This is a genomic window from Sphingopyxis sp. 550B, from assembly GCF_057401805.1.
In genome coordinates this window covers 4,071,795-4,094,209 of record NZ_CM171610.1, presented here as the reverse complement: position 1 = coordinate 4,094,209, position 22,415 = coordinate 4,071,795, and the positions used below count along the sequence as shown (strand labels likewise).

General features: G+C 68.3%; 21 protein-coding genes and 1 pseudogene. 18 read left to right on the top strand and 4 right to left on the bottom strand.

All coding sequences use genetic code 11. The features are described from left to right. Positions 1-95: 95 nt before the first annotated feature. The 13 genes and pseudogenes from AC2S9W_RS19035 to phhA all read left to right on the top strand — a co-directional run. Positions 96-977: pseudogene (locus AC2S9W_RS19035) on the top strand (IS481 family transposase); the annotation flags it as partial. A 183-nt stretch (positions 978-1,160) separates the two neighbouring features. After that, positions 1,161-1,865 carry a peptidylprolyl isomerase gene (locus AC2S9W_RS19030; RefSeq protein WP_076076538.1) on the top strand — a complete coding sequence of 235 codons (705 nt, stop codon included), beginning with the start codon at positions 1,161-1,163 and terminating at the stop codon, positions 1,863-1,865. Between the two features lie 55 nt (positions 1,866-1,920). Next, the gene (locus AC2S9W_RS19025; RefSeq protein ID WP_076076536.1) at positions 1,921-2,715 is read left to right on the top strand and encodes an outer membrane protein assembly factor BamD; all 795 of its coding nucleotides are present in this window, start codon (positions 1,921-1,923) and stop codon (positions 2,713-2,715) included. A 272-nt stretch (positions 2,716-2,987) separates the two neighbouring features. Further along, positions 2,988-4,667 carry a DNA repair protein RecN gene (gene recN / locus AC2S9W_RS19020; RefSeq protein ID WP_076076533.1) on the top strand — a complete coding sequence of 560 codons (1,680 nt, stop codon included), beginning with the start codon at positions 2,988-2,990 and terminating at the stop codon, positions 4,665-4,667. An 86-nt stretch (positions 4,668-4,753) separates the two neighbouring features. Beyond that, positions 4,754-5,401 (top strand): GNAT family N-acetyltransferase, encoded by a 648-nt coding sequence (locus tag AC2S9W_RS19015; RefSeq protein ID WP_076076531.1) that lies wholly within the window; start codon positions 4,754-4,756, stop codon positions 5,399-5,401. Continuing rightward, positions 5,398-5,796 (top strand): putative quinol monooxygenase, encoded by a 399-nt coding sequence (locus tag AC2S9W_RS19010; RefSeq protein WP_076076528.1) that lies wholly within the window; start codon positions 5,398-5,400, stop codon positions 5,794-5,796. Before AC2S9W_RS19015 ends, AC2S9W_RS19010 begins: the two co-directional genes overlap by 4 nt. Next, on the top strand, positions 5,793-7,958 hold the full coding sequence (gene ligA, locus AC2S9W_RS19005) for an NAD-dependent DNA ligase LigA (protein WP_076076525.1): 2,166 nt from the start codon (positions 5,793-5,795) through the stop codon (positions 7,956-7,958). The genes AC2S9W_RS19010 and ligA overlap by 4 nt, the downstream gene beginning before the upstream one ends. Positions 7,959-8,069: 111 nt before the next feature. Further along, positions 8,070-9,233 carry a sterol desaturase family protein gene (locus AC2S9W_RS19000; protein WP_076076522.1) on the top strand — a complete coding sequence of 388 codons (1,164 nt, stop codon included), beginning with the start codon at positions 8,070-8,072 and terminating at the stop codon, positions 9,231-9,233. A gap of 60 nt (positions 9,234-9,293) precedes the next feature. Next, positions 9,294-9,944, top strand: a complete 651-nt coding sequence (locus tag AC2S9W_RS18995) for a Crp/Fnr family transcriptional regulator (RefSeq protein ID WP_083675140.1) — start codon at positions 9,294-9,296, stop codon at positions 9,942-9,944. 18 nt (positions 9,945-9,962) lie between these two features. After that, positions 9,963-10,727: a molybdate ABC transporter substrate-binding protein gene (gene modA / locus AC2S9W_RS18990; RefSeq protein ID WP_076076519.1), complete on the top strand. Its 765-nt coding sequence runs from the start codon at positions 9,963-9,965 to the stop codon at positions 10,725-10,727. Beyond that, positions 10,727-11,422: a molybdate ABC transporter permease subunit gene (gene modB, locus AC2S9W_RS18985; RefSeq protein ID WP_067185627.1), complete on the top strand. Its 696-nt coding sequence runs from the start codon at positions 10,727-10,729 to the stop codon at positions 11,420-11,422. The genes modA and modB overlap by 1 nt, the downstream gene beginning before the upstream one ends. Continuing rightward, positions 11,412-12,032 (top strand): molybdenum ABC transporter ATP-binding protein, encoded by a 621-nt coding sequence (locus AC2S9W_RS18980; protein WP_076076518.1) that lies wholly within the window; start codon positions 11,412-11,414, stop codon positions 12,030-12,032. The genes modB and AC2S9W_RS18980 overlap by 11 nt, the downstream gene beginning before the upstream one ends. 174 nt (positions 12,033-12,206) lie before the next feature. Next, on the top strand, positions 12,207-13,079 hold the full coding sequence (gene phhA, locus AC2S9W_RS18975; RefSeq protein ID WP_076076516.1) for a phenylalanine 4-monooxygenase: 873 nt from the start codon (positions 12,207-12,209) through the stop codon (positions 13,077-13,079). A gap of 37 nt (positions 13,080-13,116) precedes the next feature. On the opposite strand, the gene AC2S9W_RS18970 is transcribed toward phhA, so the two are convergent. The 4 genes from AC2S9W_RS18970 to AC2S9W_RS18955 all read right to left on the bottom strand — a co-directional run bounded on the left by AC2S9W_RS18970 (position 13,117) and on the right by AC2S9W_RS18955 (position 17,129). Further along, complete coding sequence (locus AC2S9W_RS18970; protein WP_076076515.1) at positions 13,117-14,088, bottom strand: 50S ribosomal protein L11 methyltransferase; 972 nt, start codon at positions 14,086-14,088, stop codon at positions 13,117-13,119. Next, complete coding sequence (gene bla / locus AC2S9W_RS18965) at positions 14,085-14,963, bottom strand: subclass B3 metallo-beta-lactamase (RefSeq protein ID WP_067108083.1); 879 nt, start codon at positions 14,961-14,963, stop codon at positions 14,085-14,087. Before bla ends, AC2S9W_RS18970 begins: the two co-directional genes overlap by 4 nt. A 70-nt stretch (positions 14,964-15,033) precedes the next feature. Then, positions 15,034-15,726, bottom strand: a complete 693-nt coding sequence (locus tag AC2S9W_RS18960; RefSeq protein ID WP_076076512.1) for an SDR family NAD(P)-dependent oxidoreductase — start codon at positions 15,724-15,726, stop codon at positions 15,034-15,036. 50 nt (positions 15,727-15,776) lie between these two features. Then, positions 15,777-17,129 (bottom strand): methyl-accepting chemotaxis protein, encoded by a 1,353-nt coding sequence (locus AC2S9W_RS18955; RefSeq protein ID WP_067108105.1) that lies wholly within the window; start codon positions 17,127-17,129, stop codon positions 15,777-15,779. A 227-nt stretch (positions 17,130-17,356) separates the two neighbouring features. Here AC2S9W_RS18955 and ald point away from each other — a divergent pair, with 227 nt between their 5' ends. From ald to sdhA, 5 genes are all read left to right on the top strand, one after another. Then, positions 17,357-18,472 carry an alanine dehydrogenase gene (gene ald, locus AC2S9W_RS18950; protein WP_486571421.1) on the top strand — a complete coding sequence of 372 codons (1,116 nt, stop codon included), beginning with the start codon at positions 17,357-17,359 and terminating at the stop codon, positions 18,470-18,472. 14 nt (positions 18,473-18,486) lie between these two features. Continuing rightward, complete coding sequence (locus tag AC2S9W_RS18945) at positions 18,487-18,729, top strand: hypothetical protein (protein ID WP_067108090.1); 243 nt, start codon at positions 18,487-18,489, stop codon at positions 18,727-18,729. A 1,039-nt stretch (positions 18,730-19,768) separates the two neighbouring features. After that, positions 19,769-20,212, top strand: a complete 444-nt coding sequence (sdhC, locus tag AC2S9W_RS18940) for a succinate dehydrogenase, cytochrome b556 subunit (RefSeq protein WP_067113349.1) — start codon at positions 19,769-19,771, stop codon at positions 20,210-20,212. Next, entirely contained in the window at positions 20,205-20,612 is a 408-nt protein-coding gene (gene sdhD / locus AC2S9W_RS18935; protein ID WP_067113346.1) for a succinate dehydrogenase, hydrophobic membrane anchor protein, read from the top strand. The genes sdhC and sdhD overlap by 8 nt, the downstream gene beginning before the upstream one ends. Further along, on the top strand, positions 20,609-22,411 hold the full coding sequence (gene sdhA, locus AC2S9W_RS18930) for a succinate dehydrogenase flavoprotein subunit (protein ID WP_486571420.1): 1,803 nt from the start codon (positions 20,609-20,611) through the stop codon (positions 22,409-22,411). The genes sdhD and sdhA overlap by 4 nt, the downstream gene beginning before the upstream one ends. The last annotated feature ends 4 nt before the right edge of the window (positions 22,412-22,415 follow it).

Here is a 22,415-nt window from a genome sequence, read left to right as displayed (position 1 = left end):
ATCACGCTCTAGCTGTGAGCTTTCAGGAGGTTGTTCATCCGGCGTGACCGGACCAGACTGATGTTGCGACACGTCAGCTCTGGAAGGACGACCGGATGAACATCCACAGGAATGCCCGAACCACGCCCTACAGTCGAGCCGAGATCGTGCGGCGCGTGATGGTGCTGCGCGAGACACCCAAGGCGGTCGCGACCGCCCTGGGTGTCTCGCAGCGAACCGTTGCCAAGTGGCTGGCTCGCTATCGGACCGAAGGCGAGGCCGGCCTCGCCGACCGCAGCTCGCGGCCCCACGCCATGCCCGGTGCCGCGTCTGCGGACGTGGTCGATCAGGTCATCGCCCTGCGCCGCCAGCGCATGACCGGCAAGCAGGTCGCCATCACGCTCGGCCTCTCGCCAGCGACTGTCAGCCGCTTGCTGCGCAAGGCGCGCCTCAGCCGGATGCGTGACCTCGATCCGCCCGAGCCGGTGCGCCGCTACGAGCGCGAACACCCCGGAGACCTCATCCACATCGATATCAAGAAGCTCGGCCGCTTCGAGCGCGTCGGCCACCGCATCACCGGCGATCGCACCAGGCAGGCCAACCAGCGCGGCACCCGGGACGGCCAACGCTATGGCATCGGCTGGGAGTTCGTCCACGTCTGCATCGACGATGCCTCGCGCATCGCCTTCAGCCAGGTCCTGCCCGACGAAAAGAAGGAAAGCGCCGCCGCCTTCCTCCATGCTGCCGTCGAATACTACCGCAGCCTCGGCGTCACCGTGACCCGCGTCATGACCGACAACGGAGCATGCTACAAAAGCTTCGCCTTCCGCGACGCCTGCAAGGCGCTCGGCCTCAAGCATATCCGCACCAGACCCTACACGCCCAAGACCAACGGCAAGGCCGAACGCTTCATCCAGATCAGCTTGCGCGAATGGGCATATGCCAGAGCCTATCCGACCTCGGAGCACCGAAAGCAGGCCCTCGAACCATGGCTCCACATCTAGACCATGCAAATGCGGAGCGGGGCGATCGCAACGCCGCTGGCCCATCCCCGACCCCTCCCGCTTGCGGGAGGGGGCTCGTCCGTGACGGCGCGCAAAAGCACGCAGCGACGGCTTGGCGCGGCGGCGATCAGCGTCTAGCCTCGCCCGCGACCACAGTCCCGCCAGAGGAATGCCCCGATGTTCGAAACGCTGCTCCTGTCGCTCGCCGCGGCTGCCCAGACCGTTCCGCCGCAGGCGACGCAACTGCCGCCGCCCCCGCCGCCGGTTCCCGCCGCCGTCGCTCCGGCGGTCGAGGCGGACACGCGCCCCTATGTCGCGCTGGTCACCGACCTCGGCACGATCGTCGTGCGCATCGAGGACCGGCGCGCGCCGGTCACCGCGGCCAATTTTCTCCGCTATGTCGACACGAAGCGGATGGATGGTTTCCAATTCTATCGCGCGACGCGCAACTGGGGGCCGACGAACCGGCTGATTCAGGGCGGTAATCGCGGCGACGCGCGCAGGAATTTCCCCCCGATCGCGCACGAGCCGACCACCGCGACGGGGCTCACCAACTGCAAGGGCGCGCTTTCGATGGCGCGGCTTAACCCCGGCGATGCGACGAGCGATTTCTTCCTGCTGCTCTCCGATATCAAGGGCTTCGATGCCGACCCGGCGCTCGGCGGCGACAATGCCGGATTCGCGGTGTTCGGCGAACTGGTCGCGGGCGCCGATGTCGCGGAGGCGATCTTCGCCGCGCCCATCTCCCCGACCGCGGGCGATGGGGTGATGCAGGGCCAGATTCTCGATCCGATGGTGACGATCGTCTCGGCGCGCCGCGTCCCGGCGCCGGCCGAGCCGCCGAAGGGTTGCGTGGTCGCGGCGAAGGACAAGGAGAACTGAGCGCCGCACCCATCATTTATTTTGCGTTCATGCGCGCTGTGGCTATACCGCCGCCATGACCCAGCGCCCTCCCGCTCGCGCCGCCGTGCGCCTTCTCGCCGCCGCCCTCATGATCTCGCCGCTGCTCGCGGCCTGTGCCGGCGGATCCGGGGTGAAAAAGGATACGCGCTACGTCGCGCGCGACGTCAGCACCCTCTACCGCGCGGCGCAGGACCGCCTCGACCGCGGCCAGTACAAGATCGCCGCGGCGCTGTTCGACGAAGTCGAGCGCCAGCACCCCTATTCGCCCTGGGCGCGCCGTGCCCAGCTGATGAGCGCCTTTTCCTATTATATGGACCGCGAATATACGCCGGCGATCGATTCGGCGCAGCGTTTCCTGGCGATCCACCCGGGGAACAAGGACGCGGCCTATGCCTATTATCTGATCGCGCTCAGCTATTATGAGCAGATCAGCGACGTCACCCGCGACCAGAGGATCACGCTCCAGGCGTCGAACGCGCTCGGCGAGGTGATCCGTCGCTATCCCGACAGCCGCTACGCTGCCGACGCGCGGCTCAAGATCGACCTGGTGCGCGACCATCTCGCGGGCAAGGAGATGGAGATCGGCCGCTTCTACGAGCGCAGTTCGAACTGGCTCGCCGCGTCGATCCGCTTCCGCGAGGTGACCGAGAAATACCAGACGACCAGTCACGTGCCCGAGGCGCTGTTCCGGTTGACCGAATGCTATCTCGCGCTCGGCGTTCCCGAAGAGGCGAAGAAGGCGGCGGCGGTGCTGGGCGCGAACTATCCGGGCAGCAAATGGTACGACCGTGCCTACGAACTGATGCGGAAGCACGCCCCGGCCGCCTGACGCGGGCTGGTTGGATTCGCGCAGAGACGCAGCGATCGCAGAGATTTCTGGTTCACGCGGAGCCGTGGGGAACACGGAGAGAAGCGTGGAGCGCTTCTCCAAGCACCATGGCGATACATCGAAGCCCGGAAGAACAAGACCTGTCGGTCCGGATTCTCCACGGCTCCGCGTGAATCTTTCGTATCGCATCTCTGCGCCTCTGCGCGAATCGCATATCCCGACCTCCGCACTCCCGAATAGATTCGCATTTTGTTCTGCGTTAAGAGCGAGCCATGCTGACCGCGCTGTCCATCGCCAACATCGTGCTGATCGAGCGGCTCGACCTCGATTTCGAGGCTGGTCTCGGCGTGCTCACGGGAGAGACGGGGGCAGGCAAGTCGATCCTGCTCGACGCGCTGGGTCTCGCGCTCGGGATGCGCGCTGACAGCGCGCTGGTGCGACAAGGCAGCGACCGGGCGCAAGTGACCGCTAGCTTCGCACCGCCCGCGCCGGGGACGCTGCTCGCCAGCCTGCTTGCCGACAATGACATCGCGCTCGAACCCGGCGAGCCGCTGCTGATCCGCCGCACGCTGAGGGCCGATGGCGGCAGCCGCGCTTTCCTCAACGACCAGCCCTGCTCTGCGGCGCTGCTGCGCGAGGTCGGGGGGCATCTGGTCGAGATTCACGGCCAGCACGACGATCGCGGCCTACTCGCGCCCGCCGGGCATCGCGCGCTGCTCGACGCCTATGCGCGCGTCGATACCGCGCCGGTGGCCGAGGCGCATGCGGCGTGGCGCGCCGCCGAGGCGCGGCTCGCGGCCGTGCAGGCGGCGGTAAGCGAGGCGACGCGCGACCGTGAATGGCTCGAACATTGCGTCGCCGAACTGCAACAGCTCGCTCCGCAGCCGGGCGAGGAAGTCGAACTCGCCGAGGCGCGCGCGGCGATGCAGAAGGGCGAGAAGATCGCCGGCGACCTTGCGGCGGTCCTCGAAGCGTTCGAGGGCAGCGCGGGCGGCCCGGCGCTGCTGCGCGGCGCGGCGCGGCGGCTCGACCGGCTCGCGGGCGACCATCCGCTGCTTGCCGAAGCGCTCGCTGGCCTCGACCGCGCGATCATCGACGCCGACGAGGCTGAAGCGAAATTGCACGAAGCCGCGCGCGCGATGGAATATGATCCCGAGCGGCTGGAGGCGGCAGAGACGCGGCTGTTCGAACTGCGCGCAATGGCGCGCAAGCACGGCGTTCAGCCCGACGAACTGCCGGGGCTCGCCGGCGACTTCGCGGCGCGGCTCGACGCGATCGAGGGCGGCAATGCCGGACTCGCGAAGCTGGAGGCCGCGGTCGCCGAAAGCGCGGCCGCCTACACCCATGCCGCGACCGCGCTGTCGGACCGGCGGACGAAAGCGGCGGCGCGGCTCGATGCCGCGGTGGCGGGCGAGCTTGCGCCGCTGAAGCTCGACGCCGCACGCTTTCGCACCCTCGTCGAGCGGCTCCCCGCCGATCGCTGGGGGGCGGACGGGATGGACCGCGTCGAATTCCTCATTTCGACCAACCCCGGCGCGCCCTTCGCGCCGCTGGCGAAGATTGCGAGCGGCGGCGAACTGTCGCGCTTCATCCTCGCGCTCAAGGTCGCGCTGGCCGAGGAAGGCGGCGCCGACACGATCATCTTCGACGAGATCGACCGCGGCGTCGGCGGCGCAGTCGCCAGCGCGATCGGCGAACGGCTCGCACGGCTTGCCGGCGCGGGCAAGCAGTTGCTGGTCGTGACGCACAGCCCGCAGGTCGCGGCGAAGGGCGCGACGCACTTCGTCATCGCCAAGTCGAGTGAGAGCGCTAGCGACGGATTGGTGACGCGCACCGGCGTCCGCCCGCTCGACCCCGCCGGCCGCCGCGAGGAAATCGCCCGCATGCTGTCGGGCGCCGAGGTGACGGCGGAAGCGCGCGCGCAGGCGCAGCGATTGCTGGAGGTGGCGTGAGACCGGAGACATATGCAACCCCCTCCGCTTCGGAGGAAGGGCCGATAGGGGGCAACCACCATCCCCTCGACCGCCCCGTATGGAGCATGCTCACCGGGCGGCAGGCGCATCTGGCCGAGGGCGATGCGCAGGCGGTGCGAATCGACCGCCGCTATGGGCCGTTCGGCGCCGCCGCCGATCGGGAGGCCGGGGCGCAGGCAGCGCTTGCCGCGCTGGTTCCTGACGATGGCGAATTGTGGATCGTGGAGGATGAGCCGTGGCCGGTGCCGCCCGGCACGCGCGAGGTGAAGCGCGCGTTGCTCGCGCAGATGGTCGCGGTAGGCGCTCCGCCGCCGGCGCGTGGCGGCGAGCCGCCGATCATCCCGCTGTCCGACGCCGACGCGGCGGATATGGCGGCGCTCGCCGATCATGCGCGGCCGGGGCCGTGGGGGCCGGCGACGCACCGCTACGGCCCCTTCTTCGGGATCCGCGAGGATGGCCGCCTGCTTGCGATGGCGGGCCAACGCATGTTGATGCCCGGCATGGCGGAGATCAGCGGAGTCGCGACCTGGTTCGATGGCCGCGGCCGCGGATTTGCCCGCACGCTGATCGGCTATGTCATGCGCGCGATGATGGCGCGCGGCGAGCAGCCTTTCCTGCACAGCTATGCCGACAATGCGGGCGCGATCGCGCTCTACGAATCGCTCGGCTTCCATATCCGGCGGCAGGTGCATGTGCTGGCGATCGCGCGATGATCGACCGGCGCACTCATCTCGCCGCGCTTGCGGCTTTTGCGGCGGCGGTGCTGCCGGTGCGATCCTTGCGGGCCCTGGAGGCAATCATGGAAGAACAGTTTCCCGAATATGGCCTGATCGGCCAGATGATCGCGCAACCGGGGCAGCGCGCCGCGCTCGCGGCGGTCCTGACCGAAGGCACCGGCCGGATGCCGGGCAATTTCGCCTATATCGTCGGCGAGGATAGCGAGAACCCCGACGCGCTGTGGATCGTCGAATTGTGGGCCGACAAGGCGGCGCACGCCGCATCGCTGCAATTGCCCGAGGTGCAGGAGGCGATCGCGAAGGGGCGGCCGCTGATCGCCGGATTTGGGTCTCGCGCCGAGTTCAAGCCGGTGGCAAAAGCCGGCGCATGAAAGATGTCGAATCGCTGACCGAAGCCGAGGCCGCCAACGAACTGATGCGGCTCGCGAAACAGATCGCGCATCACAACAAGCTTTACCATGCGGAGGACAGTCCGGAGATTTCGGACGCCGATTACGACGCGCTTGTCCGGCGCAACAATTCGATCGAGGAGGCGTTCCCGCACCTGATCCGCGCCGACAGCCCGAACCGGCTGGTCGGTGCCGCGGTCGAGGCGTCGCCGCTCGCCAAGGTCACGCACGCGGTGCGGATGATGAGCCTCGACAACGCCTTCGCGGCCGAGGATGTCGAGGAGTTCGCGCGGCGCGTGCGGCGTTTCCTGCGGCTCGACGAGGATGAGGTGCTTGCGCTGACCGCCGAGGACAAGATCGACGGCCTCTCCTGCTCGCTGCGCTACGAAAAGGGCGTGCTGGTGCAGGCCGCGACGCGCGGCGACGGCACGGTGGGTGAGGATGTCACCCCGAACGTGCGCTGTATCGCCGATATTCCCCAGACACTCGTCGCCCCAGCGAAAGCCGGGGCGACGGATATTCCCGACGTCTTCGAGATTCGCGGCGAGGTCTATATGGCGAAGGCCGACTTCGCCGCGCTCAACGAACGGTTGCTCGCCGAGGCCAACGACCTCGAGAAGGCGCGCCAGTTCGCCAATCCGCGCAACGCCGCGGCGGGCTCGCTGCGGCAGAAGGATGCGAGCATCACCGCATCGCGCCCGCTACGCTTCCTCGCCCACGGCTGGGGAGAGGTCAGCGGCCTGCCCGAGGCGACGCAGTTCGCGATGATGAAGCGCATCGAAAGCTGGGGCGTGCCCGTCTCGCCGCTGCTCGGGCGCTTCGAGAGCGTCGAGGCGGTGCTCGACCATTACCGCACGATCGAGGCCGAGCGCGCCGACATGCCCTATGACATCGACGGCGTCGTCTACAAGGTCGACCGGCTCGACTGGCAGGAGCGGCTGGGCTTTGTCGCCAAGGCGCCGCGCTGGGCGATCGCGCACAAATTCCCCGCCGAACGCGCGCAGACGACGCTCGAATCGATCGATATCCAGGTCGGCCGCACCGGCAAGCTGACCCCGGTCGGGCGCCTCACCCCCGTCACCGTCGGCGGGGTCGTGGTGTCGAACGTGACCCTCCACAACCGTGACGAGATCGGCCGGCTCGGCGTGCGCCCCGGTGATCGCGTCGTCATCCAGCGCGCGGGCGACGTAATCCCGCAGGTGGTCGAGAATCTGACCCGCGCCGAACCGCGCGATCCCTATATCTTCCCCGACCATTGCCCAGTGTGCGGCAGCGAAGCGGTCGCCGAGGAAGGTGAGGTCGACGTGCGCTGCACCGGCGGCCTGATCTGCAACGCCCAGAAATTCGAACGGCTACGACATTTCGTCAGCCGCGGCGCGCTCGATATCGAGGGGCTGGGCGAGAAGAGCATCGCCGAGTTTCTCGAACTTGGCTGGCTCGACAAGGGCCCTGCCGACATCTTCCGGCTGAAGGGTCATCGCGACGAGTTGCTTGGTCGCGAAGGGTGGAAGGACAAGTCGGTCGACAATCTGTTCGCCGCGATCGAGGCGAAGCGGTCGCCCGATGCGGCGCGGCTGCTGTTCGGGCTCGGTATCCGCCACGTCGGCGCAGTGACGGCGCGTGACCTGATGAAGGGGCTGGGCGACCTTGCGCGCCTGCCCGGCAAAGCCGCCGAAATCCACGCCTATCTCGATGCCAACCCGCAGGCCGAGGGCGAATCCGACGGCAAATATCTCGCGCGCAAGGTCGAGGCGATCAAGACGATCCTCGAGGTGCGCGCCGACGGCATCGGCGTCGCGGTGGGGGAGGCACTCGGCGATTTCTTCCACGAACCGCACAATCGCGCCTTGTGGGACGATCTTTTCTCCGAAGTCGCGCCGCCGCCCTATGTCGTCGAGATGCGCGAGAGCGAGGTGTCGGGCAAGACCGTCGTCTTCACCGGCAAGCTTGAGACGATGAGCCGCGACGAGGCGAAGGCACAGGCCGAAAGGCTGGGCGCCAAGGCCGCGGGCAGCGTGAGCGCCAAGACCGATCTCGTCGTCGCCGGCCCGGGCGCCGGGTCGAAGCTCAAGCAGGCGGCCGCGCTCGGCATCCGCGTGATCGACGAGGTCGAATGGGCGCAGATCGTCGAGGCGGCAGGTTAGCGAGCCGGCAATTTTTCTTCGTCATCCCGGACTCGGTCCGGGGTCCACGAAGCCGGACCGGCAATGAATGCCGGATCGAGTCCGGAGTGACGAGAGTGGAGAGCGGCGGGCATGGCAAAGCGTGATTACCTGCAAAATCTGATGTGCGACCTTGAATCGCATACCGAGGTGCGGCGGTTCGGCAGCGGCTGGCTGTCGGGCTTCTTCGGCCTGCTGTTCGCGATTAGCGGGCTGTTCATGGTGGTCGCGCTGCGTTTCCCGGACTGGTTCGCCACCCCCGAACTGGCGGTGGTCAAGGACTGGACCGGTTTTCGCGGTTTCGTCCATCTGACCCTGCTCGCCAGCTATGCGCTCGCGCTGCTCAGTCTGTTGCTGCGTCCGCGCAAGGTGCTCGGGTTGACCGCGCTGATGATCGGGCTTGCCGCGGTGCTGCTCGGCGGCGCCAACGTCCAGCCCGCCGAGACGCGCGACTGGGGCATATTCTTCGGGCTCGACTTCTTCATCGTCAACCTGTTGGTCACCGGCTTCATGTTCGCACCGCTCGAACGCGCCTTTCCGCATCGCCGGGCGCAGCGCCTGTTCCGCACCGAATGGCGCGAGGATCTCTTCTATTATCTGGTCAGCACGATGTTCGTGCAGGTGCTCAGCTTCCTCGCGCTCGCGCCGCAGCAATTCGTCAACGCGCACACGACCGGCTGGGATGCTTTCCGCGCCGGGGCCGCGTCCTTGCCGTGGCTCGTGCAGTTCGCGATCGTCCTCGTCGCGTCGGACCTCGCGCAATATTGGTATCACCGACTGTTTCACAAGGTCCCGTTCCTGTGGGGTTTTCACGCGATCCACCACAGCGCGAAATCGATGGACTGGCTCGCGGGGTCGCGGATGCATTTCGTCGAGATAATCCTGCTGCGCTCGGTCACCTCGCTGCCGCTGTTCACGCTGGGGTTCAGCCCGTCGGTGATGCAGGCCTATATCGGCTTCGTCTATGTCTGGTCGTCGCTGCTCCATGCAAATGTCGGGGGCAGCTTCAACCGGATCGGCCACTGGATCGCGACGCCGCGCTTCCATCACTGGCACCACGGGCTGGAGCGCGAGGCATTCGACGTCAATTTCGCGATTCATTTCCCATGGCTCGACAAATTGTTCGGCACCTTCCACCTGCCGAAGGACCGCTGGCCCGAGAGTTACGGCATACCGGAGGACGTGCCGCGCAGCTACGCCGGCCAGTTCCTCTATCCCTGGACCCGCAAGGGGAAGGCGGAGACGCCCGCCGAGTGATCGGCGCGCCGCCGCGCCGCTTGCCTTTCCGGGCGCAGCGCCGCAGAAGCAGCACCGGGAATGCAAAGAAGTTATCAATTGACCTTCGCCGAGCGGACCCGGCTGCCGGCCCTGGGGCGCGAGCGACTGCTCGCGACGGCACCGGCGCGCCGCTTCGCCGACGGACAGTTCGTCCAGCATCAGGGCGACCCCGGCGACGCCTTCTGGGTGGTGGTCGAGGGGCATGTGCTCGTCGGCCGCTATGCCGAGGACGGCGGCTTCACCGCCTTTGCCGTGCTTGGCCCCGGCGACATGTTCGGCGAGCTTGCCTTCTTCACCGGCATCCCGCGCCAGGCCGATGCGATCGCGAGCGGGCCGGCACGGCTGATCGCGATTGACCGACCGCTGCTCCGCTCGCTGATGAGCGCCGATATCGGCTGGGCCGAGTTGCTGCTGCGCAGCCTCGGCCGCCAGCTCGCCGTGTCGCTCGACATCATCGACGCCGAACGGCGGTTGCCCGCGGCGGAGCGGCTCGCACGGCTGCTGGCGGCGATGGCGGCCGACGCCGACGACGGCCGCACGGTGCGCGCGACGCAGCAGCAGCTCGCCGACCTGCTGGGCGTGTCGCGCGTGACGCTGGGCGCCGCGCTGCGCGATCTGACGGCGCGCGGGCAGATCGAGCGCGGCTATGGCTGGCTGCGCATCGCGACACCGCTTCCGCCCGCCGGATGAGGGGGCTATAGGCGGGCGATGATCCTGCTGCGCCGCCTGCTCCTCTTCCTGCTGCTGCTCGGACTGGCGCCCGCTGCCACCGCGGCCGAGCGCGGCCCCGTCGTGATGGCCGCGGCCAGCCTTCAGGAGGCGCTGACCGCCGCCGCCGACGCCTGGGCGGCAAAGGGGCATGCGCGGCCGCTGCTGTCCTTCGCGGGGTCGTCGGCGCTGGCGCGGCAGATCATCGCCGGCGCGCCCGCCGACCTCTTCCTGTCAGCCGACGAGCCGTGGATGGACGCGGTGGCGAAGGCGGGGCTGCTGCGACCGGGCACGCGCACGACGCTGCTCGGCAACCGGCTGGTGCTGGTCGGCCCCGCGAGCGGGCGGCTGCGCCTGACGCCCGCGCCGGGCTTTCCGCTCGCGCGCGCTCTGGGCGGCGGGCGGCTCGCGCTCGCCGATCCCGACGCGGTACCGGCGGGCAAATATGCGAAGGCGGCGCTGACCGCGCTCGGCGTCTGGCGCGGCGTCGCGGGCCGGTTGGCGCCGGCGGAGAATGTCCGCGCCGCGATGGCGCTCGTCGAACATGGCGCGGCGCCGCTAGGCATCGTCTATGCGACCGACGCGCGCGCGTCGAAGCGGGTGCGCGTCGTCGGCGTCTTTCCGGCGTCGAGCCATCCGCCGATCCGCTATCCGGTCGCGCTGCTCAAGGCGTCGCGTCATCCCGATGCGATGGGATTCCGGAACTTCCTGGCGTCGCGGGAGGGCCGCGCGATCTTCGCCCGCTACGGCTTTTCGGCGCCCTGATGCTGTCGCCGGAGGAATGGGGCATCGTCGCCCTGTCGCTCAAGGTCGGCGGGGTCGCGGTGCTCGCCTGCCTGCCGCTCGCCTTCGCGCTCGCGTGGCTGCTGGCGCGCCATCGCTTTCCGGGGCGGCTGTTGCTCGATGCGCTCGTCCACTTGCCGCTCGTTCTGCCACCGGTCGTCACCGGCTGGCTGCTGCTGCTCGCCTTCGGTCCGCTGGGACCGGTCGGCCGCTGGCTGAACGACTGGTTCGGCACGACGCTGATGTTCCGCTGGACCGGCGCGGCGCTCGCGGCGGCGATCATGGCGCTGCCGCTGATGGTGCGCGCGATGCGGTTGTCGATCGAGGGGGTCGACCGGCGGCTCGAGGGGGCGGCGCGCACGCTCGGCGCGGGGCGCTGGCATGCCTTCTGGACGATCAGCCTGCCGCTCGCGCTGCCCGGCGTGCTTGCGGCGCTGGTGCTCGGCTTCGCGCGCTCGATCGGTGAATTCGGCGCGACGATCACCTTCGTATCGAACATTCCGGGCGAGACGCGGACGCTGCCGCTCGCCATCTATTCGGCGCTGCAGGTGCCGGGGGGAGAGGCGATGGTGACGCGGCTGGCGCTGCTGTCTGTTGCGCTGTCGCTCGGCGCGCTGCTCGTTTCCGAATGGCTGGTTCGGCGTACCCCGGCCGAAAGGCTGCGCCGTGGCGATTGAGATCGACGTCGAAAAGCGTTTCGGGACCCGCACGATCGCGGCGTGCTTCACGGCCGAATCGGGGCTGACCGCGCTGTTCGGGCCGTCGGGGGCGGGCAAGACCAGCATATTGAACATGGTCGCCGGGCTGCTGCGTCCCGACCGCGGTCATATCCGCGTCGGCGGGCGGACGCTGTTCGGCGCGGACGTCGACCTGCCGCCCGAAGCGCGGCGTATCGGCTATGTCTTTCAGGACGGGCGGCTGTTCCCGCACCGGCGGGTGAAGGCGAACCTGCTCTACGGCTACCATCTCGCCGATCCGGCGCGGCGCTGGATGGGGTTCGACGAGGCGGTGGCCTTCCTCGGCATCGAACCCCTGCTCGGCCGCTGGCCGCAGAGCCTGTCGGGCGGTGAGGCGCAGCGCGTCGCGATCGGCCGCGCGCTGCTGGCGGGACCGGAGATACTGCTGATGGATGAACCGCTGTCGTCGCTCGACGCGGCGCGGCGCGGCGACATCATGGCGGTGATCGAGCGCATTCGCGACGAGCTGCGGCTGCCGATCCTCTACGTCAGCCATGACCGCGCCGAGGTCGACCGACTGGCGACCGAAGTGGTGACACTGAACGGTTGACCCGGCGTTTTGCGACATCGCCGTGTCCCCGCGCAGGCGGAGACTCAGAGCGGCAGAAAAGCAGCCTTGGCTTTATCCGCTCTGGGCTCCCGCCTTCGCGGGAGCGCTCGCTTTTCGATCGAGAGTCTGCCTGAACAGTTTCATATGAAACCAGATCATGCTAGAAACGCCGGTATGGAAAACCCGCCCAGCCACGTCCACGCCACCCCGCCGCCGGGCGCCGCGCCCGACTGGACGTGTCCGCAGGACTGGGACGCCTTCACCGCCGACGAGCATGCAATGTGGGACTGCCTCTTCGCGCGCCAGTCGGCGATGCTGCCCGGCCGCGCGTCCGACGCTTTTCTGCGCGGCATCGACGTGCTTCGGCTCGAAAAGCCGGGCATTCCCGACTATCGCGACCTCAACGCGCGACTGACGGAGGCGACCGGGTGGCGCGTCGTCGCGGTGCCGGGGCTGGTGCCCGACGATGTCTTCTTCGACCATCTCGCCAATCGCCGTTTTCCGGCGGGCAATTTTATCCGCACCCCGCGGCAGCTCGACTATCTGCAGGAGCCCGACGTCTTCCACGACGTTTTCGGTCACGTCCCGATGCTCGCCGATCCGGTGTTCGCCGACTATATGGCCGCCTATGGCCGGGGCGGGTTGCGCAGCCTGAAATATGATGCGTTGAAGCAGCTTGCGCGCCTTTATTGGTACACTGTCGAGTTCGGGCTGATCCGCGAGGGCGGCACGCTGCGCATCTATGGCGCGGGCATCGTCTCCTCCTACGCCGAAAGCCTGTTCGCGCTCGATTCGGAGAGCCCGAACCGCATCGGCTTCGACCTGTCGCGGGTGATGCGCACCGATTACCGGATCGACGATTTCCAGCAGAATTATTTCGTCGTCGACAGTCTGGACCAGTTGCTCGACGTCACGGTGAACACCGATTTCGCGCCGCTCTATGCCGCCAACGCCGCGCTGCCGCCGATCCCGATCGCCGACATCCTGCCCGGCGATACGGTCATCACGCGCGGCACACAGGAATATGCGCTGGCGAAAAGCGGCTGAGCAATATCCCCTCTCCTAAAAGGGAGCGGGTAGAAATTCACCAGCTCCCGAACGTCGCGTCCGACGGGCTGGCGCGGTGCAGCGCGCGTTGTTTGCGCCGCCAGCCGTGGCGTTGGCGTTTGATCAGCAGCAGGCACGGCCATTCGGCGCTGCCGCCGCGCGCGGCGAGGCGGAAGCCGTGCGCGCGATAGGCGGCGAGCACCGGCTCCATCTGGCGCGCGATCAGCCCGGCCAGGATCGCGTGGCCGCCCGGCGCGGTAACGCTGGCGATGTCGGGGGCTAGCGTGATCAGCGGACCGGCGAGGATATTGGCGACGACCAGATCATAGGGTACGCGGCGGCGGATCGCCGGATGGTCGGTCCCCGGCGCGACCGCGAGCGCGAGGCGGCGCGCGCCGCATCCCAGCGGCACATGGTTGATCGCGGCATTCTCGCGCGTCACCGCGATGCTCGCGGGGTCGATGTCCGACGCGATCGCGCGGGCGCGCGGCCACAGCGCCAGCGCGGCGAAGGCCAATAGCCCGGTGCCGGTGCCGATGTCGGCGATGGCGCGCGGACGGACGCCCCGGCGCGCTAGGCGGTCGAGCATCGCGAGGCAGCCCGCCGTCGTGTCGTGCCCACCGGTGCCGAATGCCTGGCCCGCGTCGATCAGGAAGGGCACGCTCCCCACCGGCGTCCGGTCGGCATAGCTGCTGGTATGGACGAAGAAGCGGCCCGCCTGCACCGGCTCCAGCCCCTGCTGCGACAGCGTAACCCAGTCCGCCTCGGGCAGTTCCTCGATCGACGGTTCGACCCCCTTCGCGCTCGGCGCGAGCGCGCGTATCAGCGCCAGCAGCGCGGGGCCGGGCCTGTCGTCGAGATAGGCGTCGAGCTGCCATCGGCCGCTCGCTTCGTCGATCTCGCGCGTCACCACCACCGGGGCATCGGCCAGCGCCTCCAGTTCGGGTTGCTCGGCCGACAGCGCCTCGGCCTCGGCACGCGTGCAGGGCAGGGAGACGAGCCAGCTCATTTCGCGGCCGCTTCCTTCGCAAGCCGCGCGTCGAGCCGTTTCGCGGCATCCTTGGCATAGCGGCGGCAGCCTTCCGGGTCGGTGAGCGGCGCGTCGCCCGCGAAACGCGCGAACAGGCCGCTCGCGCCCGGATGCGGGGTGATCAATATGTCGCACGGCAATGTCGGCACTTTGGCGAAGGTCGCACGCTGCATCGCGACATAATCGGGATGGTCGGCGAAACGGTAGGCGTCCGCCGACACCGCGCTGAGGCTGTCGATATAGGCGATGATGCGGCAGTCGCTGCCCTCGCACGATCGCCATGTCCAACTCGTGCTTCCCGGCGTGTGCCCCGGGGTCGCGTGCGGCGTCAGGTGCAGGTCCGCGATCGGCAATGCCTCTCCGTCGCGCAGGTCGCCCGTCACCGTCACGCCGCGAAACGGCGGGATCGCTCCGTGCTGCGGATCGCGCGCCTCGGGCTCACCGCTGGTCAGCGTGGCGACCGCTTCGGGGCGCGCATGAACCGTTGCGCCGGTCGCATCCTGCAAGGCCTTGAGCCCGCCGACATGGTCGAGATGCTCGTGGCTGGCGAGCAGCGTATGGATTTGCTTCGGGTCGAATCCCAGCGCGCGGATATTGGCGAGAATCGCGGGCGCGGCCTCCTCGGTCGCTGCGTCGATCAGCACGAGACCGTCGGGCGCCTCGATCAGCACCGCCGAAATGCCGCAGGTGCCGACATAATAGCTGTTGCCGAAGATTTTCGCGGGCGGCGCAGGGTCGCTCCAGCCGTCACGACCTTGGCATGCGGCGGCGAGCGTCTCGCCGGTGGGTGCGGCCGGGGTCGGTGGCGGCGTCCCGGTCTGGGGTGTGCAGCCTGCCAGCAGTAGTGCCGCCATGGAAAGCCGGCCATGGCCCCGCGGAGCCGGCGTCCCGACGTCTCGCCGCGTGCGGCGCGCGATGCGGCGGCTACCGAACATGGCTTGCTCCATTGGCGTCGAGCACCGCGCCGGTCATCGACGGCGGCGCGTCGAGCGCGCACCAGCGCGCCATTTCGGCGATTTCCTCGGGCTCGGCGATGCGGCTGAGCGGGATTTCGGCGCGCAGCGCCGCCGCGTTGCGGCCGGACAGCCAGGCATCCGCCATGCCGGTGCGGGTGAAGCCGGGGCAGATGGCGAAGGCGAGGATGCCTTGCGCCGCGTAGCCGCGGGCGATCGTCTTGGTCAGCGCGACCATCCCCGCCTTCGACGCCGCATAATCCCAATGGTCGGGACTGTCGCCGCGGTGCGCGGCGCGGCTCGCGATGTTGACGATCCGGCCGCTGCGCCCGCCGACCTGCCAGTGGAGCACCGCGAGGCGGCAGAGCGCCGCGGCGGCGGTCAGGTTGATCTGCAGGGTGCGGTTCCAGCCCGCGATCCAGGCGTCGTCCGCCGCGTCGATCGGGTTGGTCGCGAACATGCCGGCATTGTTGACGAGCACGTCGATGCGGCCGCCCATCCGGTCGAGGTTTTCGGCCCACAGGCGTTCGGGGACCGCGGGGTCGGACAGGTCGCCGTCGGCGCTCGACAGCGCGGCGATCCGCGTCGCGTCGCCGGTCAGCGCGCCAGCGATCGCGGCGCCGATGCCGCGGCTCGCGCCGGTGATCAGGATATGCGTCGTCATCGCCCTCCTTTAGGGGAGGGCGGTGGGGCTTGCCAAGCGCCGGACCGGGATCAGGCGACCCGGCGGCTGAACTCGGTCGCGGCCTGCTCGAGTGACTGGAGCCGCTCGCCCATCTTCGAGAATTCCTCGCTCAGCGTGCTGATCTCGCCCGCGACCATACCCGAATCGTTGCGGATGCTGGCGATGGTCGACGACATCGAATCGGCGGCGAGCGCGGTCTCGTCGACCGCCGCGGTGATCGAGGTGACCGTTTGTGCTTGGGCGTCCATTGCGTTGCGGATGTTTTGCGCCGATTGTTGCACCTCGATGATCGTCTGCTGGATCGACTGGTTGGCGGCGACGGCGCCGCGCGTCGCCTGCTGGATCGCGGTGATCTTGCCCGCGATGTCGTCGGTCGCGCGCGCGGTTTCGTTGGCGAGGCTCTTCACCTCCTGCGCCACGACCGCGAAGCCGCGACCCGATTCGCCGGCGCGTGCCGCCTCGATCGTCGCGTTGAGCGCGAGAAGGTTGGTCTGGCCGGCGATCTCGCGGATCAGGCCCAGGATCGATTCGATCGATTCGGCGTGATGCGACAGCGCTTCGGACATGGCGACGGCCTCGCCCGCCTGTTCGGAGGCGCGGACGGCGACGTCGGCGGAGGCCTCGACCTCGCTGCGCGCATCCTCGATCGCGCGGATCAGCCCGGCGGCGGTCGACGCGGCCTCGCGCATCGCGATCGCCGACTGCTCGGACGCGGCGGCGACCTCGCTGGTCTTGGCGATCATGCCCTTCGCGGCCTGGTCGGCGGACGCGGCCTGCTTGGCCAGTTCGCGGCGGACGCCGTCGGTGTCCTGCACCAGCGATGCGATCGATCGGTCGAAGTCGCCCGCCAGCGCGTGCCGCTCGCTCGACCGCGCGGCGTGATCCAGCTTTTCGGCATAGGCGTGCATGATGTCGAATTCGAGGATGGCGAGCCGGTTGATAGCGCTCGTCAGCCGCACCGTGCGCGCGGCATCGTCGGCGCAGGCCGCGACGACATGCGCGATCGCCGCGCGCTGGCTTTCGGCGATGCACGACAGGACCGAAGCGAGGGGAACCCCGACGCGCAGCGCCATATGCGTGTTCTGGCAGGCGATCGTCGCCGACTCCTGGCCGGCGGCGTCGGTATATTTGACCCGCATATGCCTGGCGCTGCCCCGCACATAGGCGTCGAGCAACTCGCCCTCGATCGGGCGGTCGATCGACGGCAGCGCGTTGAACGCCTCCCAATAGGCGCGCCCCATCGCCTCCTCGTGCCCCGCGACGATCGCGTGGACTTCGGCGGCGTCGGCGGCGAGCCGGCCGTCGAGATCGTAGAAGGGAAAGCGCTCGGCCATCGCCACGGGGTCGATCTGCTGCTTATGAATCGGATTTTCCTTCACCATGATCCTGTTCCCTCGAACGATCTTCGCGCGCGCGGATTCGCCGTTCGCGCGCGCCCCGCGATACATGGCTGAGGGATATGCGGGGAAAGTGGTAAATTCGCCGTTAACCAGCCGCGCACATGCATGCGTCATCCCTCGTCGCGCGCCGCGCGTTTGCTGTATAGGCGGTGGCGAAGACCGGATGGCGAAGAGGCGCGCGCCGGCCCGGACGCAGACGGAGAACGACCATGATTATCGGCACCCCGCGGGAAATCAAGAATCACGAATATCGCGTCGGCCTGACGCCCGAGAGCGCGCGCGAACTGGTCGCGCACGGCCACCGCGTGCTGGTCGAGACCGCGGCAGGCGAGGGGATCGGCGCGCACGACCGCTTCTATGAGGAAGCAGGGGCGGAGATCGTCGCGACCCCCGCCGACATCTTCGTGGCCGCCGACATGATCGTGAAGGTGAAGGAGCCGCAGCCGGCCGAGCGCGCGATGCTGCGCCCCGGGCAGATCCTCTATACCTATCTTCACCTCGCCCCCGATCCCGACCTGACGCGCGACCTGATGGCGTCGGGCGCGGTGTGCATCGCCTATGAGACGGTGACGAGCCCGCACGGCGGCCTGCCGCTGCTCAAGCCGATGAGCCAGGTCGCGGGGCGCATGGCGATCCAGGCCGGCGCCACCGCGCTCGAAAAGGCGCACGGCGGGCGCGGCGTGCTGCTGGGCGGCGTGCCCGGCGTCGCGCCCGGCAAGGTCTGCATCATCGGCGGCGGCGTCGTCGGCTTCAACGCGGCCCAGATGGCGGCGGGGCTCGGCGCCGACGTGACCATCCTCGACCGCGATCCCGAGGTGCTCGAACGCGTCGGCACCTTCTTCGAGGCGCGGGCGAAGACGCGCTTCTCGAACCGCGCCAACCTCGCCGAATGCGTCGCGGAGGCCGACCTCGTCATCGGCGCGGTGCTGATCCCCGGTGCCGAGGCGCCGAAGCTGGTGACGCGCGCAATGCTGGGGACGATGCGCCCCGGTTCGGTGCTCGTCGACGTCGCGATCGATCAGGGCGGCTGTTTCGAGACCAGTCGTGCGACGACGCACGCCGACCCCACCTATGTCGTCGACGGCATCGTCCATTATGCGGTCGCCAACATGCCCGGCGCGGTCGCGCGCACCAGCACCTATGCGCTCAACAACGTCACCCTGCCGCACGCGCTGCACATCGCCGGGCTCGGCTGGAAGGAGGCGTTGCGGCGCGATGCGCATCTTGCGCAGGGCCTGAACGTCTGGAATGGCAAGGTGACGTTCGAAGCCGTAGCGGAAGCGACCGGAACCGACTATGTGCCTGTCGAACAGGCGCTAAGTTAATCAGGAAAGTTGAGATGACGAACCAAGGCCAGCCCACTCCTCCCCCGGCCGAAGACGAGGAAAACGAAGTGCTGCGCGCGACGCGCGAACTCCAGCAGCAGAAGGAAGCCGCGGAAGCGGCCGAAGCCGCCGCGAGGGACGCCACCGTCCGCAGCGAGCGCAAGGGCATCGCGTGGAAAGCCGCGGCGGGCCTCGGCATCGGCTCGGCCGCGGTGCTCGCGGCTTTGCTCTACGCCAATCGCGACAAGATCAAGTAGGACATCGGGAAGCCCCGGCGCGCTCCTCGGCATTGCGAGGAACGTGGCGGCGAAGCCATCGCCGGCTATCGACCTTGCACGGACCGATTAAGGCGTGTGGGGATTCAGAGTCTATCGCCGCGATATTGTATAAAGCCGTGTTCCCCCGCCCTTCGACTGCCCGCAGGGCGGGCGCTCAGGATAAATTTCCGCCATAGGCGGAAGGCGGGGGTCCATCTTCGGCCGGTTCCATCTCGAAACCACCGCAGATGGGTCCCCGCCTTCGCGGGGACACACGATAAAGGACAGTCGCAAGATGAATCCCCACAGACCTTAGAGCGGCGTGCCATAAACCCGCAACGCCCCCATATCCGTTCGACACGAACGGGACGATGGGTCAGATTTAAGGCTCGATGCTCTAGCTGGCGATCGCTTCGTTCCGCTCGCCATGACGCCAGCGGTCAATCTGAGCGCATCGCGCTCTATGGTCTGTCGGGATTTGGCGTTCTGCGCGGTTTCTCCCATTCGTCACCCTGAACTTGTTTGGCGTTTGCACCCTTGAGACAGGGACGCTGGCGTTCCCCGGCGAAAGCCGGGGTCCATGCGAGGCAGCGCTGTGCCATCTGGACCCCGGCTTTCGCCGGGGAACGCTCACCTGTCGGAAGGGGATAATTGCGAACTTGTTTCAGAGCCTGCCCCGGACGCGATCCGGGGGTCCATGGTCTGCGCATGGCGGCATTTCGCGCTTCCGGGGCGCGCGCGCCGTCGGCGCGCCGCGCTCAGAGTCGCGAAAAACCAGCATTTTCGCCTCATCATCTTCGGAATGTCGATGGGACCTGACCCTGGACTCTGATGACTTTGGATTGACCCCCTTCGTCATTGCGAGCGGAGCGAAGCAATCCAGGGCGGTTTGCGCCAACTCTGGATTGCCGCGTCGCTTCGCTCCTCGCAATGACGATCCCAACTCATGTCATCATGCTCTAAGCAATTGCATATCGCGGCAGGAAGGCTTAACCGGCCCCCACCGACCGGATAGAGTCTGACAAGACGGGGCTGCAATATGGCTGGCAAGCAACCAGGCGCGCGACCGCGCGCACCGCACCTTCAGGTGTATAAATGGGGGCCGCACATGGCCACCTCGATCCTCCACCGCGTCAGCGGCGACGGGCTGGCGATCGTCGGCGCCTGCATGTTCCTCTGGTGGCTCGGGGCGCTCGCGGCGGGACCCGATGCCTATGCGGCCTTCATCGCCTGCGTCTGGCACGATCCCGATGGCGGCACCGTGCACCAGATCACCAACATCCTCGGCAAGGTCGTGCTGATCGGCCTGACCTGGGCCTTTTTCCAGCACCTCTTCTCGGGCCTGCGTCACCTGCTGCTCGACACGGGTGCGGGCTACGAGCTTCGGACGAACCGGCTCTGGTCGACGATCGTGATCGTCGCCGCGCCGCTCGCGACCGCCGCGACCTGGCTCTATCTCTGCAAGGAGGCGCTCAATGGGTAACGGAACGCCTCTCGGCCGCGTGCGCGGGCTCGGCGCCGCGCATCACGGCACCGGTCACTGGCTGCAGCAGCGCCTGACCGCGCTCGGCAACGTCCTGCTCGTCGGCTTCCTCTTCGTCTCGCTGCTGCGCCTGCCGCTCGGCGAGCATGGCGCGGTGCTGCGCTGGGCCGCCAATCCCACGGTCGCGCTGGCGCTCGCGCTGATGGTGGTCAGCGTCTTCTGGCACCTGCGGCTCGGCCTTCAGGTGCTGATCGAGGACTATGTGCATGGGGAGGCGACGCGGCTGCTCGCGCTCGTCGTCCTGAATTTCTATGCGATCGGCGGCGCCGCCTACGGCCTGTTCGCCATCGCCCGTATCGTTTTTGCCGGCGGAGCCGCCATGGGGGGGGCTGGGGCATGACCGACGCCTACAAGATCATCGACCACACTTACGACACCGTCGTCGTCGGCGCCGGCGGATCGGGCCTGCGAGCCACCATGGGCAGCGCGGAGGCCGGCCTCAGGACCGCGTGCATCACCAAGGTGTTCCCGACCCGCAGCCACACCGTCGCGGCGCAGGGCGGCATCGCCGCCAGCCTCGGCAACAACACGCCCGACCACTGGCAGTGGCACATGTACGACACCGTCAAGGGGTCGGACTGGCTGGGCGACCAGGACGCGATCGAATATATGGTGCGCGAGGCGCCGGCCGCGGTCTACGAACTCGAACATGCGGGCGTGCCGTTCAGCCGCAACGCCGACGGCACCATCTATCAGCGCCCGTTCGGCGGCCACATGCAGAATATGGGCGCCGGCCCGCCGGTGCAGCGCACCTGCGCCGCGGCCGACCGCACCGGCCACGCGATGCTCCACGCGCTTTATCAGCAGTCGCTGAAATATGACGCGGACTTCTTCGTCGAATATTTCGCGCTCGACCTGATCATGGAGGACGGCGCGTGCCGCGGCGTGATCGCGCTGTGCCTGGAGGACGGCAGCATCCACCGCTTCCGGTCGCAGGCGGTCGTGCTCGCGACCGGCGGCTATGGCCGCTGTTATTTCACCGCCACTTCGGCGCACACCTGCACCGGCGATGGCGGCGGCATGGTGCTGCGTGCCGGTATCGCGCTCCAGGACATGGAGTTCGTGCAGTTCCACCCGACCGGCATCTACGGCGCGGGCGTGCTGATCACCGAGGGCGCGCGCGGCGAGGGCGGCTATCTGACCAATAGCGAGGGCGAGCGCTTCATGGAGCGCTATGCCCCCTCGGCGAAGGACCTCGCGTCGCGCGACGTCGTGTCGCGGTCGATGGCGCTCGAAATCCGCGAGGGCCGCGGCGTCGGTCCGCACAACGACCATATCTATCTGCACCTCGATCACATCGATCCGAAGGTGCTGCACGAACGCCTGCCGGGCATCACCGAAAGCGGCAAGATCTTCGCGGGCGTCGACCTGACCCGCCAGCCGCTCCCCGTGGTGCCGACCGTCCATTACAATATGGGCGGCATTCCGACCAACTATCATGGCGAGGTGGTGACGCTGCGCGACGGCGATCCCGACGCGGTCGTCCCCGGCCTGTTCGCGGTCGGCGAAGCGGCGTGCGTGTCGGTCCACGGCGCCAACCGCCTCGGCTCGAACAGCCTGATCGACCTCGTCGTCTTCGGCCGCGCGACCGGCCATCGCCTCAGGGAACTGCTGAAGCCCGGTGCGGCGCAGGCGCCGCTGCCGCAGGACAGCGCCGATCTGGCGCTTGGCCGGCTCGACCATTTCCGCAATGCCAGCGGCGGCTCGCCGACGGCGCAGGTCCGGGTCGAGATGCAGCGCGCCATGTCGCAGCACGCGGCGGTGTTCCGCACCGACGAACTGATGGCCGAAGGCAAGGCGAAGCTGGCGCAGACCTATGCGCGGATGCAGGACATCCATGTCAGCGACCGCAGCCTGATCTGGAACACCGACCTCGTCGAAACGCTCGAGCTCGACAATCTGATCGCGCAGGCGACGGTGACGATGCATTCGGCGTTCAACCGCAAGGAAAGCCGCGGCGCCCACGCGCACGAGGATTTCCCGAACCGCGACGACGCGAACTGGATGAAGCACACGATCAGCTGGTTCGACGGCTGGGGCGGCAAGGGCGGCCAGGTGACGCTCGATTATCGCCCGGTCCACGAATATACGCTGTCCGACGACGTCGCTTATATCGAGCCGAAGGCGCGGGTGTATTGAGGAG

Bases quoted from the DNA above. Each gene is read 5' to 3' on its own strand.
- AC2S9W_RS19030 (WP_076076538.1), top strand. From the start codon at position 1,161: ATGTTCGAAACGCTGCTCCTGTCGCTCGCCGCGGCTGCCCAGACCGTT.
- AC2S9W_RS19025 (WP_076076536.1), top strand. From the start codon at position 1,921: ATGACCCAGCGCCCTCCCGCTCGCGCCGCCGTGCGCCTTCTCGCCGCC.
- recN (WP_076076533.1), top strand. From the start codon at position 2,988: ATGCTGACCGCGCTGTCCATCGCCAACATCGTGCTGATCGAGCGGCTC.
- AC2S9W_RS19015 (WP_076076531.1), top strand. From the start codon at position 4,754: ATGCTCACCGGGCGGCAGGCGCATCTGGCCGAGGGCGATGCGCAGGCG.
- AC2S9W_RS19010 (WP_076076528.1), top strand. From the start codon at position 5,398: ATGATCGACCGGCGCACTCATCTCGCCGCGCTTGCGGCTTTTGCGGCG.
- ligA (WP_076076525.1), top strand. From the start codon at position 5,793: ATGAAAGATGTCGAATCGCTGACCGAAGCCGAGGCCGCCAACGAACTG.
- AC2S9W_RS19000 (WP_076076522.1), top strand. From the start codon at position 8,070: ATGGCAAAGCGTGATTACCTGCAAAATCTGATGTGCGACCTTGAATCG.
- AC2S9W_RS18995 (WP_083675140.1), top strand. From the start codon at position 9,294: ATGCAAAGAAGTTATCAATTGACCTTCGCCGAGCGGACCCGGCTGCCG.
- modA (WP_076076519.1), top strand. From the start codon at position 9,963: ATGATCCTGCTGCGCCGCCTGCTCCTCTTCCTGCTGCTGCTCGGACTG.
- modB (WP_067185627.1), top strand. From the start codon at position 10,727: ATGCTGTCGCCGGAGGAATGGGGCATCGTCGCCCTGTCGCTCAAGGTC.
- phhA (WP_076076516.1), top strand. From the start codon at position 12,207: ATGGAAAACCCGCCCAGCCACGTCCACGCCACCCCGCCGCCGGGCGCC.
- AC2S9W_RS18970 (WP_076076515.1), bottom strand. From the start codon at position 14,088: ATGAGCTGGCTCGTCTCCCTGCCCTGCACGCGTGCCGAGGCCGAGGCG.
- bla (WP_067108083.1), bottom strand. From the start codon at position 14,963: ATGGCGGCACTACTGCTGGCAGGCTGCACACCCCAGACCGGGACGCCG.
- AC2S9W_RS18960 (WP_076076512.1), bottom strand. From the start codon at position 15,726: ATGACGACGCATATCCTGATCACCGGCGCGAGCCGCGGCATCGGCGCC.
- AC2S9W_RS18955 (WP_067108105.1), bottom strand. From the start codon at position 17,129: ATGGTGAAGGAAAATCCGATTCATAAGCAGCAGATCGACCCCGTGGCG.
- ald (WP_486571421.1), top strand. From the start codon at position 17,357: ATGATTATCGGCACCCCGCGGGAAATCAAGAATCACGAATATCGCGTC.
- AC2S9W_RS18945 (WP_067108090.1), top strand. From the start codon at position 18,487: ATGACGAACCAAGGCCAGCCCACTCCTCCCCCGGCCGAAGACGAGGAA.
- sdhC (WP_067113349.1), top strand. From the start codon at position 19,769: ATGGCTGGCAAGCAACCAGGCGCGCGACCGCGCGCACCGCACCTTCAG.
- sdhD (WP_067113346.1), top strand. From the start codon at position 20,205: ATGGGTAACGGAACGCCTCTCGGCCGCGTGCGCGGGCTCGGCGCCGCG.
- sdhA (WP_486571420.1), top strand. From the start codon at position 20,609: ATGACCGACGCCTACAAGATCATCGACCACACTTACGACACCGTCGTC.